The organism is Enterococcus sp. 7E2_DIV0204, from assembly GCF_002140855.1.
Classification (GTDB): domain Bacteria; phylum Bacillota; class Bacilli; order Lactobacillales; family Enterococcaceae; genus Enterococcus_L; species Enterococcus_L lemimoniae.
Map to the genome: position 1 here is coordinate 1,518,227 of NZ_NGKY01000001.1, position 16,945 is coordinate 1,535,171.

Annotated in this window: 14 protein-coding genes; 12 read left to right on the forward strand and 2 right to left on the reverse strand. The window is 36.6% G+C overall.

Annotated elements, in window-relative coordinates:
• The first annotated feature begins 183 nt into the window (after positions 1 to 183).
• From A5819_RS07075 to A5819_RS07095, 5 genes are all read left to right on the forward strand, one after another.
• Positions 184 to 1,452 (forward strand): pitrilysin family protein, encoded by a 1,269-nt coding sequence (locus tag A5819_RS07075; protein WP_086279664.1) that lies wholly within the window; start codon positions 184 to 186, stop codon positions 1,450 to 1,452.
• On the forward strand, positions 1,445 to 2,737 hold the full coding sequence (locus tag A5819_RS07080) for a pitrilysin family protein (protein ID WP_086277917.1): 1,293 nt from the start codon (positions 1,445 to 1,447) through the stop codon (positions 2,735 to 2,737). Before A5819_RS07075 ends, A5819_RS07080 begins: the two co-directional genes overlap by 8 nt.
• Before the next feature lie 365 nt (positions 2,738 to 3,102).
• Positions 3,103 to 4,038, forward strand: a complete 936-nt coding sequence (locus A5819_RS07085; RefSeq protein ID WP_086277920.1) for a helix-turn-helix domain-containing protein — start codon at positions 3,103 to 3,105, stop codon at positions 4,036 to 4,038.
• Positions 4,039 to 4,235: 197 nt separating this feature from the next.
• Complete coding sequence (gene pgsA / locus A5819_RS07090) at positions 4,236 to 4,814, forward strand: CDP-diacylglycerol--glycerol-3-phosphate 3-phosphatidyltransferase (RefSeq protein ID WP_086279665.1); 579 nt, start codon at positions 4,236 to 4,238, stop codon at positions 4,812 to 4,814.
• Positions 4,815 to 5,102: 288 nt separating this feature from the next.
• Positions 5,103 to 5,567, forward strand: coding sequence for a hypothetical protein (locus tag A5819_RS07095; protein ID WP_086277923.1), 465 nt, complete (start codon positions 5,103 to 5,105; stop codon positions 5,565 to 5,567).
• A gap of 293 nt (positions 5,568 to 5,860) precedes the next feature.
• Here the strand turns inward: A5819_RS07095 and A5819_RS07100 are convergent, their stop codons facing one another.
• On the reverse strand, positions 5,861 to 7,285 hold the full coding sequence (locus A5819_RS07100; protein ID WP_086277925.1) for a DUF1958 domain-containing protein: 1,425 nt from the start codon (positions 7,283 to 7,285) through the stop codon (positions 5,861 to 5,863).
• 519 nt (positions 7,286 to 7,804) lie between these two features.
• Between A5819_RS07100 and A5819_RS07105 the strand changes: the two genes are divergently transcribed.
• The 4 genes from A5819_RS07105 to A5819_RS07120 all read left to right on the forward strand — a co-directional run bounded on the left by A5819_RS07105 (position 7,805) and on the right by A5819_RS07120 (position 10,976).
• Entirely contained in the window at positions 7,805 to 9,499 is a 1,695-nt protein-coding gene (locus tag A5819_RS07105) for a patatin-like phospholipase family protein (protein ID WP_086277927.1), read from the forward strand.
• Positions 9,499 to 9,717, forward strand: a complete 219-nt coding sequence (locus A5819_RS07110) for a YdbC family protein (RefSeq protein ID WP_086277929.1) — start codon at positions 9,499 to 9,501, stop codon at positions 9,715 to 9,717. The genes A5819_RS07105 and A5819_RS07110 overlap by 1 nt, the downstream gene beginning before the upstream one ends.
• A 16-nt stretch (positions 9,718 to 9,733) precedes the next feature.
• A complete protein-coding gene (locus A5819_RS07115) occupies positions 9,734 to 10,618 on the forward strand; it encodes a YicC/YloC family endoribonuclease (RefSeq protein ID WP_086277931.1) in 885 nt (294 codons plus the stop codon).
• Positions 10,619 to 10,688: 70 nt separating this feature from the next.
• Complete coding sequence (locus tag A5819_RS07120) at positions 10,689 to 10,976, forward strand: hypothetical protein (protein ID WP_086277933.1); 288 nt, start codon at positions 10,689 to 10,691, stop codon at positions 10,974 to 10,976.
• A 190-nt stretch (positions 10,977 to 11,166) separates the two neighbouring features.
• On the opposite strand, the gene A5819_RS07125 is transcribed toward A5819_RS07120, so the two are convergent.
• Entirely contained in the window at positions 11,167 to 12,510 is a 1,344-nt protein-coding gene (locus tag A5819_RS07125) for a DUF1958 domain-containing protein (RefSeq protein ID WP_254907301.1), read from the reverse strand.
• 701 nt (positions 12,511 to 13,211) lie between these two features.
• Here A5819_RS07125 and gmk point away from each other — a divergent pair.
• The 3 genes from gmk to priA all read left to right on the forward strand — a co-directional run bounded on the left by gmk (position 13,212) and on the right by priA (position 16,887).
• Entirely contained in the window at positions 13,212 to 13,826 is a 615-nt protein-coding gene (gene gmk / locus A5819_RS07130; protein ID WP_086277936.1) for a guanylate kinase, read from the forward strand.
• A 4-nt stretch (positions 13,827 to 13,830) separates the two neighbouring features.
• Positions 13,831 to 14,136, forward strand: coding sequence for a DNA-directed RNA polymerase subunit omega (gene rpoZ, locus A5819_RS07135; protein ID WP_010766464.1), 306 nt, complete (start codon positions 13,831 to 13,833; stop codon positions 14,134 to 14,136).
• Positions 14,137 to 14,454: 318 nt separating this feature from the next.
• A complete protein-coding gene (priA, locus tag A5819_RS07140) occupies positions 14,455 to 16,887 on the forward strand; it encodes a primosomal protein N' (protein WP_086277937.1) in 2,433 nt (810 codons plus the stop codon).
• Positions 16,888 to 16,945 lie beyond the last annotated feature (58 nt).

Sequence of the window (16,945 nt, forward strand, 5' to 3'; positions counted from 1 at the left end):
AATCCAGTATACAGAAAAAGTAAAAAAAATTGAAATGAAAGACTCTTACCACAAGGAAAGACAGTTGAGCTGTGCTATAATTAAATGGATGTAGAAAACCTTAAAAAAACATTTAAAAATGGCCGGATGATTGTATTTTATATCAGGCTTTATTATGATGAAGAGCAAAGAGGAGCTGACAAGATGCCGATCACATTAGCACAAGGAGTCAACTTACATGTTGTTCCAACAGAAAAATATAAAACGGTGCGTATTTTGGTTCGTTTCAATACGCGTTTGAATAAAGAAACGATTACGAAACGGACGCTTTTGTCCAGTTTACTGGAAACAAATAGCTTAAATTACCCAGATCAAGTGAAGCTTAGTGAAAAATTAGCTGAATTGTACGGAGCTAGCTTTGGGATCAATGTCAACAAAAAAGGCAATTTACACTGGTTAAACCTTTCAATGAACTTGGTCAATGATAAGTATTTAGACAACAGTCATGTTTTAGCAGACGCTGCTGACTTTGTGAAAGAAATTTTATTTTACCCTAACATTATTGACGGGAAGTTTGAAGCTGAAACGTTTCAACGGGAGAAAGAAAATTTAAAAGCTTATTATGAAAGCATTTCAGAGGATAAGCAAGTCTATTCTTCATTAGCCTTACAAAATCTATATTTTGGTCGTTCTGAAGATCAAAAAGTCCCGAGTTTTGGAATTATTGCTGATTTAGAAGCTGAAACGGCTGAAACGATTGCTGCTTATCATCAACAAATGCTACAAGAAGATCAAGTAGATATTTTTGTTCTTGGTGATGTGGATGAAGCACAAGTTACAGCACTATTCAGCAAGTTACCATTTGAGGACCGTGCTTCTGGTATTGCAGATATTTTCTATACGCAGCCATCACGAAATGTGATCGAAGAACGTTCAGAACAAGAAACGTTAGCGCAGTCCAAATTAAACTTAGGCTATCATACCGACGTATATTATGGAGACGAGAACTATTTTGCCTTGCAGATTTTCAATGGTGTATTTGGCGGATTTCCTCATTCTAAATTATTTATGAATGTCCGTGAAAAAGAAAATTTAGCTTATTATACATCAAGCAGTATTGACACTTTCCGAGGGTTTTTAAGTGTTCAAACAGGTATTGATGGCAAAAATCGTAACCAAGTTTTACGCTTGATTTCTGTAGAACTAGAAAATATCCGACAAGGAAACGTGACAGATTTAGAGATTGAACAAACGAAAGCTATGCTGAAAAATCAATATTTACTGTCTTTAGATAATGCGGGAGCTGTTTTAGAGAATGAATATTTGAACGATTTGATTCCGCACCTTCGTTTAAAAGATGATGAATGGATCCGCCGAATGGAAGCTGTCACATTAGCTGATGTTCAGCGAGTTGCCAAGTTAGTGCAACTACAAGCCATTTTCTTTTTGGAAGGAGAAAAAGCCGATGCATAAAAAAGAATATCCGCAAATCAACGAAGTCCTATATACAGAAGTCCTAGAAAACGGCTTAACTGTTTATTTGTTGCCTAAAGCAGAATACAACAAAACGTATGGCTTGTTTACGACTAATTATGGTTCGATCGACAATGAATTTGTGCCGATCGGTGCAAAAGATTTTGTGAAAGTCCCAGATGGGATTGCTCATTTTTTAGAACATAAAATGTTTGAAAAAGAAGATGGTGATGTTTTTCAACAATTTGGTCGCCAAGGAGCTTCGGCGAACGCATTTACAAGTTTTACTAAAACGAGCTATCTCTTTTCAACGACTGACCAAGTAGAAAAAAATTTGGAAACCTTGATTAATTTTGTTCAAGAACCTTACTTTACAAAAGAAACAGTAGATAAAGAAAAAGGAATCATCGGACAAGAAATCCAAATGTATTTAGATGATTCTAACTGGCGCTTATTTTTTGGGACACTAGGCAATTTATATCCCAAACACCCGTTGCATATTGATATTGCAGGAACGGTGGAAAGTATTGGTGAAATCACTGCAGAAGATTTGTATACTTGCTACAATACCTTTTACCATCCTAGCAACATGACTTTATTTGTTGTCGGCAAGATGGATCCGGAAGCTATGATGACCTTTATTCGTGATAATCAAGCGGCTAAAACCTTTACGAAAGCTGAACCGATCAAACGTCATTTTCCTAAAGAAACAGCTGCAGATATCATTAAAGAAAGCTCTTTGGAAATGGCCATAAGCCGTTCTAAAGTCATTGTAGGCTTAAAAGGCTTGGACGAAGTTCCAACAGATGGAAAAGAATTACTTAAATATAAAACAACCGCTAATTTATTGTTCCAATTGTTATTTGGCAATACGTCACAAAATTACTTAAATTTATATAACGAAGGTTTATTGGATGATAGTTTCGGCTATGAATTTAATTTGGACCGTAGTTTCCACTTTGCGGATTTTGGTGGCGATAGCGATCAACCAGAAGTGTTAGCTGAACGGATCGAAGAGATTTTATTGACAGCCAATGAGAGTTTGGAAGTAACCGAAGAAAACTTGTCATTATTGAAGAAAAAGATGATTGGAAAATATTTCCAATCGTTAAATTCACTAGAATATATCGCAAATCAATTTTCACAATCGCTCTATGGAGAAACAACCTTGTTTGACACACCTGAAGTGATTGAAAGTGTCCAGTTATCTGATGTGAAAAATTTGGCACAAACCTTGATCAATCAAGCTGGGTTAAGCCGCTTTTATATGTATCCTAAAAAGTAGATTGAATAGTAGTATGAGAGCAAGTAGTTGAACGATTGGTACTACGTTTTAGCTAAGTATTCAAGACTTGCTCAAGCTACTATTATCAGAATCAAAAAAAGTCCGATATTTAGTGACAAACTTTCAAAAATGTTATCCTCTTTGGGAATTTTTTATGGTATGCTTAGATGAGTTAAGTAAAGTAAATCTTCCAGTATTTTGAGTAATTGTCTATTAGAAGATCGGTTATTTTTTACTCAAAGGTTTTACATAAACTAATGATAGCTAGAGAATACTAGATTAAGAGAGAAACATGATTACTGCAATAACAGCTTGATTCAATCAAGCTAAACTTATAAATTAGAAAGACTGGAGAAGATGGACGAGTGGCCAGCGTAAATATAGGAAAAAAATTAAGAGATGCACGACTGCAACGCAATATGTCATTAGACGAACTGCAGCAAATTACTAAAACACAAAAGCGCTATTTGATAGCCATCGAAGAGAATGATTTTGATTCTATGCCAGGAACATTTTATGTACGTGCGTTTATTCGTCAATATGCAAGTGCAGTTGGATTAGACGGCAACGAGTTAGTAGAGATTTATGATGGAATAGAAGAACCAGAAGACATAGAGACAGCAATACAATATCAAACCTTGGATGAATCAAGAACCCAAATGTATGATGAAAACAACCAAACGAAACGTTTTATGCGTAGTTTGCCTGCGATTATTTTTTCTTTGATTGGATTAGCAATTGCAATTGTTGTTTTTTATATTACATGGCAAGATCGGCAAACAAGCCCGATGATTCAGCCGCCAGCTTCTGAAATCATTAGAGAATCTGAGTCAACATCGAGTTCTGCGTCAAGCCAAGCTCCTGCATCAAGTACAACGGAGTCTTCAAGCTCAAGTTCTTCATCAGAACCGAAAGCACCTGCAGAAGTCAGTTTTGTTAGTGAGTCTGGTCCAACGGTGAATATGAACGCGACTAATTTAGCTTCTCCTGCTAAGCTTGAATTTAATGCTGTGACGGGACCTTGTTGGGTGGGTGTTTATATTGCAACAGCTGCTAATAATGACAACGGCTATTTTTATCAAGAAACGATTCAGCCTGGACAACCTAAATCTGTTGAAATTCCAGCAGGAACGGCGCAAGTTGTTGTTAGTTTAGGTGCTTCTGAGTACATGGAATTCAAATTAGACGGTCAAAAAGCGGAGTTTAATCCTAACAATACAGGAATTGGATTAAGAAATATCAATATGGCTCTTGCATATGCACAATCAGAACAATCAACACAGTCTCAACAACCACAATAAAACTACGTTTATAGATAGAGATGAGTGAGAAAAATAGGTGATGAACAATGAATGGTCGTTCCCTGTGTTTTTCTCACTTATTTATTGAGAGTTTCTTTCATTTACTTAAACATCATTTAGGTGCAAAAAAATCTTTTTTCGTGACACCTTCTATGAGATAACGTAAAATGAGTAGGAAAAGAGAGGGGCAACAGGCATTGAACTTACCAAATAAATTAACCGTTATTAGAATATTCATGATCCCGATTTTTATTGCTGTCGTTAGCATTCCAATGGACTGGGGCACACTAACCATAGCAGGGACATCACTAGCAGTCACTCAACTAGTTGGCGCAATTATTTTCGCAGTTGCAAGTCTTACTGACTGGTTAGATGGAAAAATCGCACGTGCACGAGGGCTAGTGACAAACTTCGGTAAATTTGCAGATCCATTAGCAGATAAAATGTTGGTAATGACAGCATTTATCGTTTTAGTAGGGCAACAAAAAGTGCCAACTTGGGTAGTGGCAATCATTGTATGTAGAGAGCTTGCTGTTACTGGGTTGCGTTTACTATTAGTTGAAGGCGGCGAAGTAATGGCCGCAGCTTGGCCAGGTAAAGTCAAAACGGCAACACAAATGGTTGCGATCATTTTATTATTTATCAACAATATTCCGTTTGCAGCTATTGGTTTTCCTGTAGATCAAATTATGCTTTATATTTGCTTACTGTTCACAATTTATTCAGGTGTTGACTATTTTGTGAAAAATGCTGATGTATTTAAAGGATCAATGTAAAGAGTAATTAGACAAAATTTAGAGAAAAAATCTAACTTTTCTACTCACTTATGAGTAAAAAAGTTAGATTTTTTTATTTTCTATAAATTATTTTTGAGAAAATAAGCAGCTGTATCCCTTGATAAATCAATCTTTTTCATAAATTTCGACAGGTGTATAAAATTTTGATTCTACTATTTATAAAATAATAGTTTGCTTTATAGAGAACTGTGGGTATAATTTGTGTATCGGAACTATTGTTATATAAACAGTAGTATTCGAACAAAAAATAAATTGGAAGAATTTATAATGAACAAATTTGTAAAAGGTGCAGTAGTTTCTGGTTTAGCTTTATCAATCGGAGGAACAGGATTTTTAGCAACCGCTACGCAAGTACATGCTAACTCAGCTCAACTTGTAGATAACACTGCAAAAATCAACGCATTGATCCAAGAAAAACAAGAAGTGATCAACAAGAAAAAAGTTAGACGTAATCCACAAGAACAAAAAGCTTTAGGCATTCGTATCGGTGAAATCGAAAGCGAAATCCAAGCATTGAAAAAAGGTGGATCAACAGGTGGTTCAACTGGTAACACAACAACACCATCAATTCCAGGTGAAGATACAGCATCAAAAATCGCTGCATTGATCCAAGAAAAACAAGAATTGATTAACAAGAAAAAAGTATCTCGCGATAAAAATGAACAAAAGGCTTTAGGCAAACAAATCGATCAAATCGAAAAAGAAATCAAACAACTAAAGAAAAATAAATAATTACCCCAAATACTAAAGACTAATACTAAATTTTCTTACCCAAATTTGTGTGAACTTCATAAAAATATGCTTTTTTATGCATTCATCACTTAAAGGTCTAGTTCTAACTAATATTCTTCGTTCAAAGTCTCAGCTAATGTTGTTTCAAGAGTAACAATTTTTGATAAGACCTTACTTTATCTGGAAGTCAAATCAAGCACTGGTTACTCAAAGAGTTAACCACAAAAAGTTGAACGGGGGGAGCCAAAAAAACAGCCGCCTACGAGCAGGGGCTGTTTATCTTTGTTATTCAATTAAAACCATGGACCGATGACGATTGTATAGATGCTTAAAGCAATTCCTGCGAGAATCAGTAAGACACCTAGAGCCAAAATAGGGCTGAATTTGGTCGTTCCAGTGGTTTCTTTTTTAAATAGTTTGGATAAGGCTATGACTAAAAGACCTAAGATAATCAGTAAGCCATTAACGAAAAAGGTCGATAAACCGTTCTTTTTCTTAGTATTTTGAAGGAAAGTCCCGTTTTGTAGAGCTCTCAATTTTTTTGCATATTTAAATGAAACACTTGGCACTTTGATGGTTGGAGAAACTTGGGCAAGTCCATTGTCCATCGTTAGTTTGTCAGTTGATAATGTGAAGACAGGTTCGGTATTTTTTTGAATAACGCCATAAAAGTCTTGATCCAAGATCACTTCTTCTTTGTTGATCGTATGATTTCCTGTAGCAAGTAGTTGTTTGTATTCATAAGTAGCAAAAGCACGATCAAAAATAGCATTACCAAATGCGTGGCGCTGAAGTTCGCCTTCTTGGTCTTCCCAATCGCCAACACCTAAGACAATTTCAATCAAGCGTGTATCTTCGCGTTTGGCAGTAGCAGCATAGTTGAAGCCGCCAGTTGGGCTTGAACCAGTTTTTAAGCCATCGGCACCTTCATAACCATAAGCAAGACCAGGCAAGGAATAATTATGATTTTCTAGGACTTCAGCATAAGGCGTATTTTCCATGATCGTGATCTGGACGGGACTTGTATACTTCACGGTATCCGGATAGTTTTTCAATAAATGATAAGATAAAATAGCTAAATCACGAGCAGTGGTTACGTTGTCTGCATTTTGGTCGATTCCTTCTGGTTTATAATAGCCGTTAAAAGCACCCGTTTCAGCTCCGCTACAATTATAAAAGGTTGAGTTGGTCATGCCAAGTTCTTTAGCTTTGTCATTCATCATATGAATAAACTTGGATTCATCATGAGCAGTTACAAGGTTCGCTAGCATGACGGTGGCAACATTTGATGACTGGACAAGTGTCGCGTAGAGTAGGTCACGAACGGGATAGTCGACACCTGAAACGATTGAATTGTTACTTAACTCATAAATCTGTGAAATCGCTTGGTCGTTATCTGTTGCTTTGACCGTTGTATCTAACGTAAATTTACCTTGCTCAAGTGCTTCAAAAACAAGGTAGACAGACATCAGTTTAGCGATACTAGCCGGGTTCCATTTTAAATCAGGATTGTCTTCCCAAAGAACTTGACCAGTTTGAGCTTCAATGACGATCGAAGCTTTTGGCTTATAAAATTCATTTGTTTGATAGCCGGCATTTTGGGTGATTGTTAGAATATCTTCTGCAGCATAAGCACCGGTTGCAGTTAAAATACCTGAAAAGTAGCCCATGACTAATAAGAACGAACAGATTTTCAGTAAAATAGTTCTGGTTTTCATATAAACATCCTTTATCATTAATCTCACTGTGTAGGTTTTTTCAATAAACTTTAACCATGTAACCTTGAATTATTCCTTATTTGGTCGGAAAACAGGATAGCCATCCTTAATTCAAGACAATAGATTTTATTTTGGTTGGCTTTATTGGATATAACGTTTTGGAGATGAGTATATCCAATTTATTTTCTATAACTACTTTTATATTTTCTGAAAGGTAGTCAGTGTATTCTAACAGATTTTAGTACTTTTTGTCAGAAAATAGAGATTTTGTTAGAAAACTCTAGTGGGATTTTCTAGGTTTGTTAAGATTTGATCGTTGTAATTGTTTGATTTTGTTTTAAACGAGGGTTTATGATTATCGATCAATCTATCATAGCTGATTTCTACGTAATTCTATAAAAAGTATACCACATCTATTTTACGTGAAAAGCGAATAAAAAGGTACGCTTTTTGTATATTTTTAATAAAAAGTAATTTTCGAGAAATTTTGGTATACTTGAACAGATGGAGGTGTTTGTAATGAGAAGTGAAGAAATGATTGCTTCAGAGTGGTCGGATTCTTCTAAACAAGTATCTAATAGTATCCAATTATTCCCTTTTTATGAGACACATACATTAGCAAGGCAAGTTTTTAGAAAAAAAGTACGTGACAATGAAAGTACAGCTTATGCGATCTATAAAGGTAAGAATCCTTATTTATTTTTAACAGTTGAAATAGGAAAAATAACGAATCTGTTGATTTTAGAAACTGGAAAAATTAGTTGGAGATCAGTTTTTTTAGCGATAGATCTATTTTTTAAGCAGACTTTTCAGCTGAATAGCACATTTGTTTTTCCACAATCATTGCCCCTATATTTACAAGAAGTGTTTATAAAATACGGGTATACGGTGACAGAAAATAAAGTAGCTAGTAAATGTTTTTCCTATCGAACGGCCTTAGTTTTAGGCGGTGGAGGTGCTAGAGGTGCCTATCAAATCGGTGTTTGGCAAGCATTGAAAGAATTAGCTATTCCAATCAAGATCATCACAGGGACGTCAGTTGGTGCACTGAATGGCGCGCTGGTTCTACAAGATGATTTTGGGGCAGCTAAAGATATGTGGGAGAAGATTGATACACAAAAAATTCTATCTTTCCCAGTATCAACAACATCTGGTGATACATTAGGAGGAATGATGAGTCAAATTGGCTCATTTACTGTGAATGCGATCCAATCAAATGGTGTTTCAACAGAGCCATTGCAAAAACTGATCCACGACACTTTTTCACAAGAAAAAATGCAGCAGGTCACAGCTGATTTTTATTTGGTCACAACAGAGCTGCCCAATATGATGGAAAAAAATATTCATTTCAATACCTGTCCGAGTGATCAATGGCAAAATTGGTTATTGGCATCGGCTTCCTTTTTTCCAGCTATGGCGGCAACGAAAATTGCTGACAAATACTATGTGGACGGCGGCTATCGTAATAATATTCCCGTAGACATTGCGTTGCGTAGTGATGCAACTGAGTGCATTATTGTGGATGTGAAAGGGCCAGGCATCACCAAACCAGTAAAAATACCAGCAACAACTAGTTGTTTGACGCTACAGACACCATGGAGTATGGGAGCTGTACTATTATTTGATGGTGCTCGTTCAACAAAAAATATTCAATTAGGCTATTTAGAAACAATGAAAGTCATCGGGCGAAAATATCTTGGCTATTGGTATACATTTGATGAGACAATCAGTAGTTTAGAGGTATTTCAACAAGCATTTTTTACCTTTGTTAAACAGACGTATCAAATTGAACTATGGCATACGGCAGAGCAGAAAAATAAAATCTGTAAAAAATTGCGTAGAATATATAGAGACAGGGTGTATACCGAAAATGTCGGGATGGTTTTAGTTGAGCTGTTAGCAAAGACTCAGGAAATTTCAGCTTCTAGACTGTATACGATGCAAGAATTAGTGGCGCTTTTACAACAAAGTAACCATGTCAAAACGAATTTAGTAGAGAACATTGGGATGATTTCTGTTCAAGAATGGTTGAAGAAATACTATGAAGATTACTTTTTACTTTCTGATAAACAACAGTTAGCATTAATGAACAATTTACTGGATTCAGATGAAAAAGAGAAACCGCAACGTATCGCCTTTTTACTGGATAAATTACCAGCTCAGGCGCTACAAATTTTAATGAAAGAATTTATATTACAAGGAGTGGATCAATAATGGCACAAGATTTTTCATATGAAATCGTAGAAGAAATCGCAGTTTTATCGGAAAATACTCAAGGGTGGCGTAAAGAATTTAATTTAGTTAGTTGGAATGGGCGTCCGCCAAAATTTGATTTAAGAGACTGGTCGGCCGATCATGAAAAGATGGGCAAAGGGATCACCTTAACAAACGAAGAATTTGAGATATTATCTAAAGCAATAAAATCAATGTAGAGAGGACACCCTGTCAATGAAAAGTATGACTGGTTTTGGAAAAGAAACATTTTTAAATGACACGTATCAAATCGATGTCGAGATCAAAAGTGTCAATCAGCGCTTTTTAGATATCCAATTACGAATGCCTAAAGAAGTCAATCCGTATGAAATGGCTATCCGTCAATTGATGAAAGAAACGCTACAACGTGGTCGGATCGAAGCCTACATCAATATCAAGCAAACGGGCAGTGGCAACAAGGAAGTGCAAGTACATTGGGAGCTGATCCATCAATTATTGGGTGAGATTAAGCAAGAGCTGACAGCTAATTATCCTCAATCAGAATTTAATCCTGGGCAAAATATCAACCAACTACTGAATAATTCAGATTATGTTGAAGTGACTGAGAAACAAGAATCTGATGAAACCTTTGGCGACCTCGTTTTAGATTCTGTTAGAAATGCGGTTGAACGCATTGATGCCAGCCGTCTGCAGGAAGGTCAAAAAATCCAGCAAGTTTTGACTGGATATAGTCAAGAGTTCATCGATTTGGTTCATGAATTAGCCGGATTTGTGAAAATCTATGAAAAGGATTACCGTGAAAAATTTGAAGCAAAACTAAATGCTTGGTTAGGTGAACAAGTAGACGAAGCTCGTCTACTGACAGAACTTGCGATTTTGCTGGAAAAAGGCGATATTCATGAAGAATTAGATCGTTTAGCGATACATGTGGACAAACTACAAGAATTATTGTGCCAATCAGAACCTGTTGGCCGAGAATTAGATTTTCTGATGCAGGAGATGAACCGTGAAGTTAATACGATTGGATCTAAATCTAGCCCAATTGAAATCAAAAATATTGTGGTTCAAATGAAAACGATCCTAGAAAAAATCCGTGAGCAAATCCAAAACGTCGAATAATGGGAAATCGTTTGTGATTCTATTTTTTAACGTTATAATGAAAGAGAAGAAAGTAAAGAGGTGACTATTTATGTCAAAATATTATGATGTAACGTTCCATGAACTAAGTGGGAAATCAGTAGTAAAAAGAGAGATTATTTCTGATAAAGATCCATTTAAAGTGTGGGAAGATGCTTGTGTGTCATTTACAAACGAGGTTTTTAATATTCGAGTGAATGAAGAGGCCTTTGTAACATTGAACCGTCGTTTTGTTGTCCGAGTGGACGTTCAAGAGGTAGATGGTCCTGTGGATAAAAAAATCAAACGCCATGATGAAATCATTGGTGTTGTGAATACTTTATCGAATATGGGCTTTTAAAAGATAGTTTAAAGAGGCCGAGATAAAAGTGTTTAGCTCTGAGAAATAAGAAGGAATTCACGAAAATTGCTCTTCAAATTTTTGTGAATTTCAGCTTATTTCCGAAGGAGCTGCTTTTTTATCGCCGTTTATTCGGATTTAGAGAGCGAAACAAAGCTGATCTTTAGCTTTGTCCCGCTCTCTTTGTTTTTTATAAAAATAGAAATGCGCCAACTGCTGAAAGCACTAATAGAGCGCCTAATGTAAAGAATAAACGAGTTGTAGGTGTGGCTATTGTGCGACTACTACGTTTAACTCCAGCAATTCGTTTTCTAAATAGTCTTGAACAAATCAGGAATAGTAGACCTAGACCTACTAGAAGACTACTGATTAAATAATTATGCTCTTTTTTTGGTGTTTTTGCTGATTGACTAGTTTTTTTGGCGTTTGTTTTATCTGAATTGTTATTACCTGTTTGTGTCTCAGAATCTTGATAGCTGACACTTTTAGCAGGAATATTCGGTGAAACTTGACCGAGTTCACTTTTCAAAGAAAGTTGACCATCTGCTAGAGTGAAGCTAGGCTCACTGTTCTTTTTGACAAAGCCATAGAGATCCTGCTCAAGATTGATCTCTTTTTGCTCGATCTTGTTTGATCCTTTAGAAAGTAATTTTTTATATTCATACGTAGAAAAGGCATGGTCTAAGATCGCATTTCCAGCTAGATGACGCTCGTATTCGCCTTCTTGATCGGACCAAGAACCTACGCCTAAAATAACTTCGATTAGTCGGAGATCCCCTTTTTTTGCTGTCGCAATATAATTGAAACCGCCAAGCGGGCTGGATCCGGTTTTTAAGCCATCTACGCCGTTATAACCATATTTCGCACCAGGTAAGGAATAATTGTAGGTTTCAAACGTTTCTTCATAGGGGGTATTTTCCATCGTTTTAACAACAGGTTTACTAGTAAATTGTAAAACATCTGGATATTTTTTTAGTAGGTTGTAAGTTAAAATAGCTAAATCTCTAGCAGTTGATTTGTTTTCGCCATTAGGGTCGATACCTTCGGCTTGATATAAGCCTTCAAAAGAACCGATTTGTGCACCGCTACAATTAAAGTAAGTAGTATTGTTCATGCCTAATTCTGCCGCTTTATCGTTCATTTTACGAATAAAACTGGCGCCATCATTACCAGAAACAAGATTTGCCAACATCAGCGTGGCAACATTTGATGAAGGAACTGCAACCATAGAAAAGATATCACGAACAGGATAATGAACACCTAAGGCGATTTTGTTATTGCTTAATGCATAGATCTGTGAGATTTTGACATCTGTTTCAGTCGCTGTGATCGTCGTGTCTAAATCAAATTTTCCTTGCTCCATCGCTTCAAATGCTAAATACATTGTCATGACTTTGGCGATACTGGCAGGACTCCAAGCTAAATCTGGCTGCTCTTCCCACAAAATCTGACCGGAATCAGCATCAATCACAATCGAGGCTTTTGGACGGTAGGCTTCTTTAACGGGAAAGCCTGTTTTTTCTGCAAATTCCATTAAATCCTCTTGTGCATAACTTGTTTGAGCAAAACTTCCAAGTAAAATACAAGCAATCAGTAGCAAGCTGCTGATTGTTTTCAAAAGTGTTATTCGTGTGAACATAGAGTTAAATCCCTTCGTTTTTTTAATTCTTTCACATAATTAACTAGGTTAGTTCTTTCTTTGTGAAAATAAGTAATAACTTTATTCTACTTGAAAAACCGGGGTGCTGTATACTCTTTTTAGAAATTTTCCTTAAAAGAATTGCTCAAACCATATTTCAAAGTTGAATGAATCATTCACTGAATAAACATGAGATTAGATTGCTAAAAGTTAGAATTAAATGGATATTCGCTTTTTTCTAAAAATTTATGGGTAAAGCCTTGAAAATTACTGAAAAAAAGTGCATTATAGAACTAATACTTTATTGATATTTAGCTACATTGGTAGCTTATTTTTAAAATTGTTTAGCTTTATGAACCAATTCTTCGGAAAAAAGATGAAAGCTGTTAGTGCCAAAAACTGGTACGATCATCTTTCCCTATTTTTCAGTCAGAACTAACCAGGTTCATTCAGCTTTTAACTTATCTAGCTTTACAGGCTAGTCTCTTGGGAAAAAGATAAAATCTGATTGTGGCAAAAAGCGCCAACCTCATATTTTTCTATTTTCCAGTTGAGACTGAATGAGCCTGTTCAGCTTTTAATGAAAGGAAGTCATCATGTCAGAGCGTGGGTTATTAATTGTACTATCGGGTCCTTCTGGAGTTGGTAAAGGAACGGTACGCAAAGCAATTTTTGATAGTGAAGAAAACGATTTTCAGTATTCGATTTCTATGACTACCCGTAAAATGCGGGAAGGGGAAGTAGAAGGGGTAGATTATTACTTCCGCACAAAAGAAGAATTTGAAGCAATGATCGAAGCTGGCGAGATGCTAGAATACGCACAGTATGTAGGGAATTACTACGGAACGCCGCTTTCTTATGTCAACAAAACGCTTGATGAAGGAAAAGATGTCTTTTTAGAAATCGAAGTCCAAGGTGCTGAGCAAGTAAAAGAACAAGTGCCGGATGGGGTCTTTATTTTTCTAACTCCACCAGATTTAGCTGAGCTTAAATCACGGATCGTTGGTCGTGGTACGGATGATCATGAAGTGATTGAAGAACGAATGCGTGTGGCTCGCGCAGAAATCGAAATGATGGCATTATATGATTATGCGGTTGTGAACGATGAAGTTCCATTAGCTGTAAAACGAATCAAAGAAATTATCGCGAGTGAACATTTTCGCGTTGATCGAGTAATTGGCAACTATATTAAAATGTTGAAGGAGATGTAGCCTTATGATGCTAAAACCATCTATTGACTCATTATTAAAAGAAGTACCATCAAAATATTCACTTGTGATCTTAGCAAGTAAACGCGCTCACGAATTAGACGAAGGTGCACAACCAACACTAGAAAGTTTTGAATCTGTAAAAAGCGTAGGTCAAGCATTAGAAGAAATCGATGCTGCAACAGTGATCAATGATCCTCGTCCAGAAGAAAAACGTGAAAGAATGCGTATGGCAAAAGAAGAACAAAAAATGAGACACGAACAAGAACAAAAAGAACTTGAAAATCGCATCCGCGAAGAAAAAAGTTTATAAAATAGCTGGAACTGGGATGAAACCATGAAAAGTTTTCATCTCAGTTTTTATATATTTAGAAAAAAACAAGCAAGGCCTTTAATTTTTAGTAACAGAAATCAGAGGAACAAGACAAATACCTGATTCTTTAGTACAATAGTCAAAGAAAAGCTGAACGAACCCGTTTAACTCTGACAGAAAAATAGGGAAATCTGATCGTGCCGATTTTTGGCACTAGCAGAGAGCATCTTTTTTCCGAAGAGTTGGTTTGGGAAGCTAGAATAAAGAAAAGCTGAACAAACGTGCTTAGAATGAACAATATAGAATGGAGGAATAATTATGAGAAAAGCGGCGCAAGTGATTGTTGATGTACCGACGATGCAGACAGACCAACCGTTTACTTATTTGATTCCTTCTAACTTAGAACAACAATTAACCGTTGGTATGCGGGTAGAAGTTCCATTTGGTAATGGAAACCGTCATTTACAAGGGTTTGTTTTAGCGATAGATGAAGTCTCTGATGAAGTAATAGCGGCGCAAAAGTTTGAATGGAAAGAAATTCTATCTGTTCTAGATTTAAAACCTGTCCTTAATACGGAATTACTGGAATTAGCTGACTACATGAAAGAGAAAACATTTGCCTTTAAAATCACCTGTTTACAAACGATGCTGCCAAGCGTAATGCGTGCAGATTATAGTAAATACATATATTTAACGGATGAACTAGAAGAAACAATGCAAGATGAATTATTTTATGGCTTAGATGAAATTGCTTGGGAAGATGCTGTAGCACGGAATATTTTACCGCAATTGATGCAACTTAGAAAACAGCAAAAAGTCGATATTCGCTACGAAGTGAATACTCGAAATAGAGTCAAAATAATCCGCTATGTTCAAGCGTTAAAAAATGTTGAACAATTGGAAGAAGCACGAATGGAACTTAGAAAAGGCTCACAGAAAAAAGAGCAATTGATCAACTACTTACAGCAAGTAGGTCTAGAAAAAATGACCACGGTCAAAGAGATGAAAGAACTAGGATTTAGCACAGCTGTTTTAAATGACGGAGCAAATAGACAGTGGCTGACCTTTATCGAAGCCGAAGCCTATCGTGATCCATTTGCAGACCATACATTTGAAAAAACAACAGCATTAGCCTTGAATGACGAACAACAAAATGCCGTAAACAACATTCTGGATTCAGTCAACCAAGAGATCAGTCAAACCTATTTACTAGAAGGCATCACTGGTAGCGGGAAGACAGAAGTCTATCTCCAAGTGATCGCGGAAGTCTTGAATCAAGGAAAAACTGCCATGATGCTAGTACCTGAAATTTCATTGACACCACAAATGGTTCACCGCTTTAAAAGTCGGTTTGGTGAACAAGTTGCAGTGATGCACAGCGCCTTATCTCAAGGAGAGAAATATGATGAGTGGCGTAAAATCGAACGTGGTGAAGCACAAGTTGTAGTAGGCGTACGTTCGGCGATTTTCTCTCCTTTAGAAAATCTTGGAGTAGTTATCATTGATGAGGAGCATGAAGCCAGTTATAAACAAGAAGAAACGCCACGTTATCATGCACGGGATCTTGCCATTTGGCGAGCTGCATATCACAATTGCCCAGTGGTTTTAGGCAGTGCAACACCTTCGCTAGAAACACGAGCTCGAGCACAAAAAAATGTCTATAAACGCTTAGTACTATCAAAAAGAGCCAATCAAACAGCCACGTTACCCACAATTGACGTTGTGGATATGCGTGAAGAAATCCAAAATAAAAATACGTCGTCCTTTTCAATAGCACTACAAGAAAAGATCCAAGATCGTTTAGCTAAAAAAGAACAAAGTGTTCTGCTGTTGAATCGTCGAGGCTATTCTTCTTTTGTAATGTGCCGAGATTGCGGCTATGTATTACCTTGTCCAAACTGTGACATTTCGCTAACGCTGCACATGGATACGAAAACGATGAAATGCCATTACTGTGGTCATGAAGAACGTATTCCTTATCATTGTCCCAACTGTGGCGGTGATAAAATCCGTTATTATGGAACTGGAACGCAAAAAGTGGAAGAAGAACTTAAAGCATTATTCCCTGAAAGTCGTGTTTTACGGATGGATGTTGATACAACAAGACGAAAAGGTGCCCATGAGAAAATTTTGACAGCCTTCGGTAATCATGAAGCAGATATTCTGCTTGGAACACAAATGATTGCTAAAGGATTAGATTTTCCAAATGTAACCTTAGTCGGTGTCTTGAATGCTGATACGGCACTTAATTTGCCAGATTTTCGTTCGAGTGAACGGACATTTCAATTATTGACCCAAGTCAGCGGTCGGGCAGGACGCGCTGAGAAGCCGGGAGAAGTAATCATTCAGTCTTTTAATCCTGAACATTATGCAATTCAGTTAGCGAAGGCTCAAGATTATGAAGACTTTTACCAAAAAGAAATGTACGTCCGCCATCGTGGCGATTACCCACCATTTTATTTTACGGTGCAAATCACCGCAAGCCATCCTGAAGAAAATCAAGCGGCCAAGCAGATGTTTGAAATAGTCAAAGAATTAAAATCTGGCTTGTCTGACCAAAGTATTTTATTGGGACCAACACCAAACGCTATTATGCGTGTTAATAATCGTTATTTTTACCAAGTGATCATTAAATATAAAAACGAACCGAATTTGCAAAATATCTTAAAAAAAATCCTGACCGATACTCAAAGAGCAACAGCACACGGTTTAAAGTTATCAATCGATGCTGAGCCAATGAATTTTATCTGATTTATAAGAACTGTCAAGAATCACAGTGAGGTAATAGAGCTGGGATGATTGATTTTAA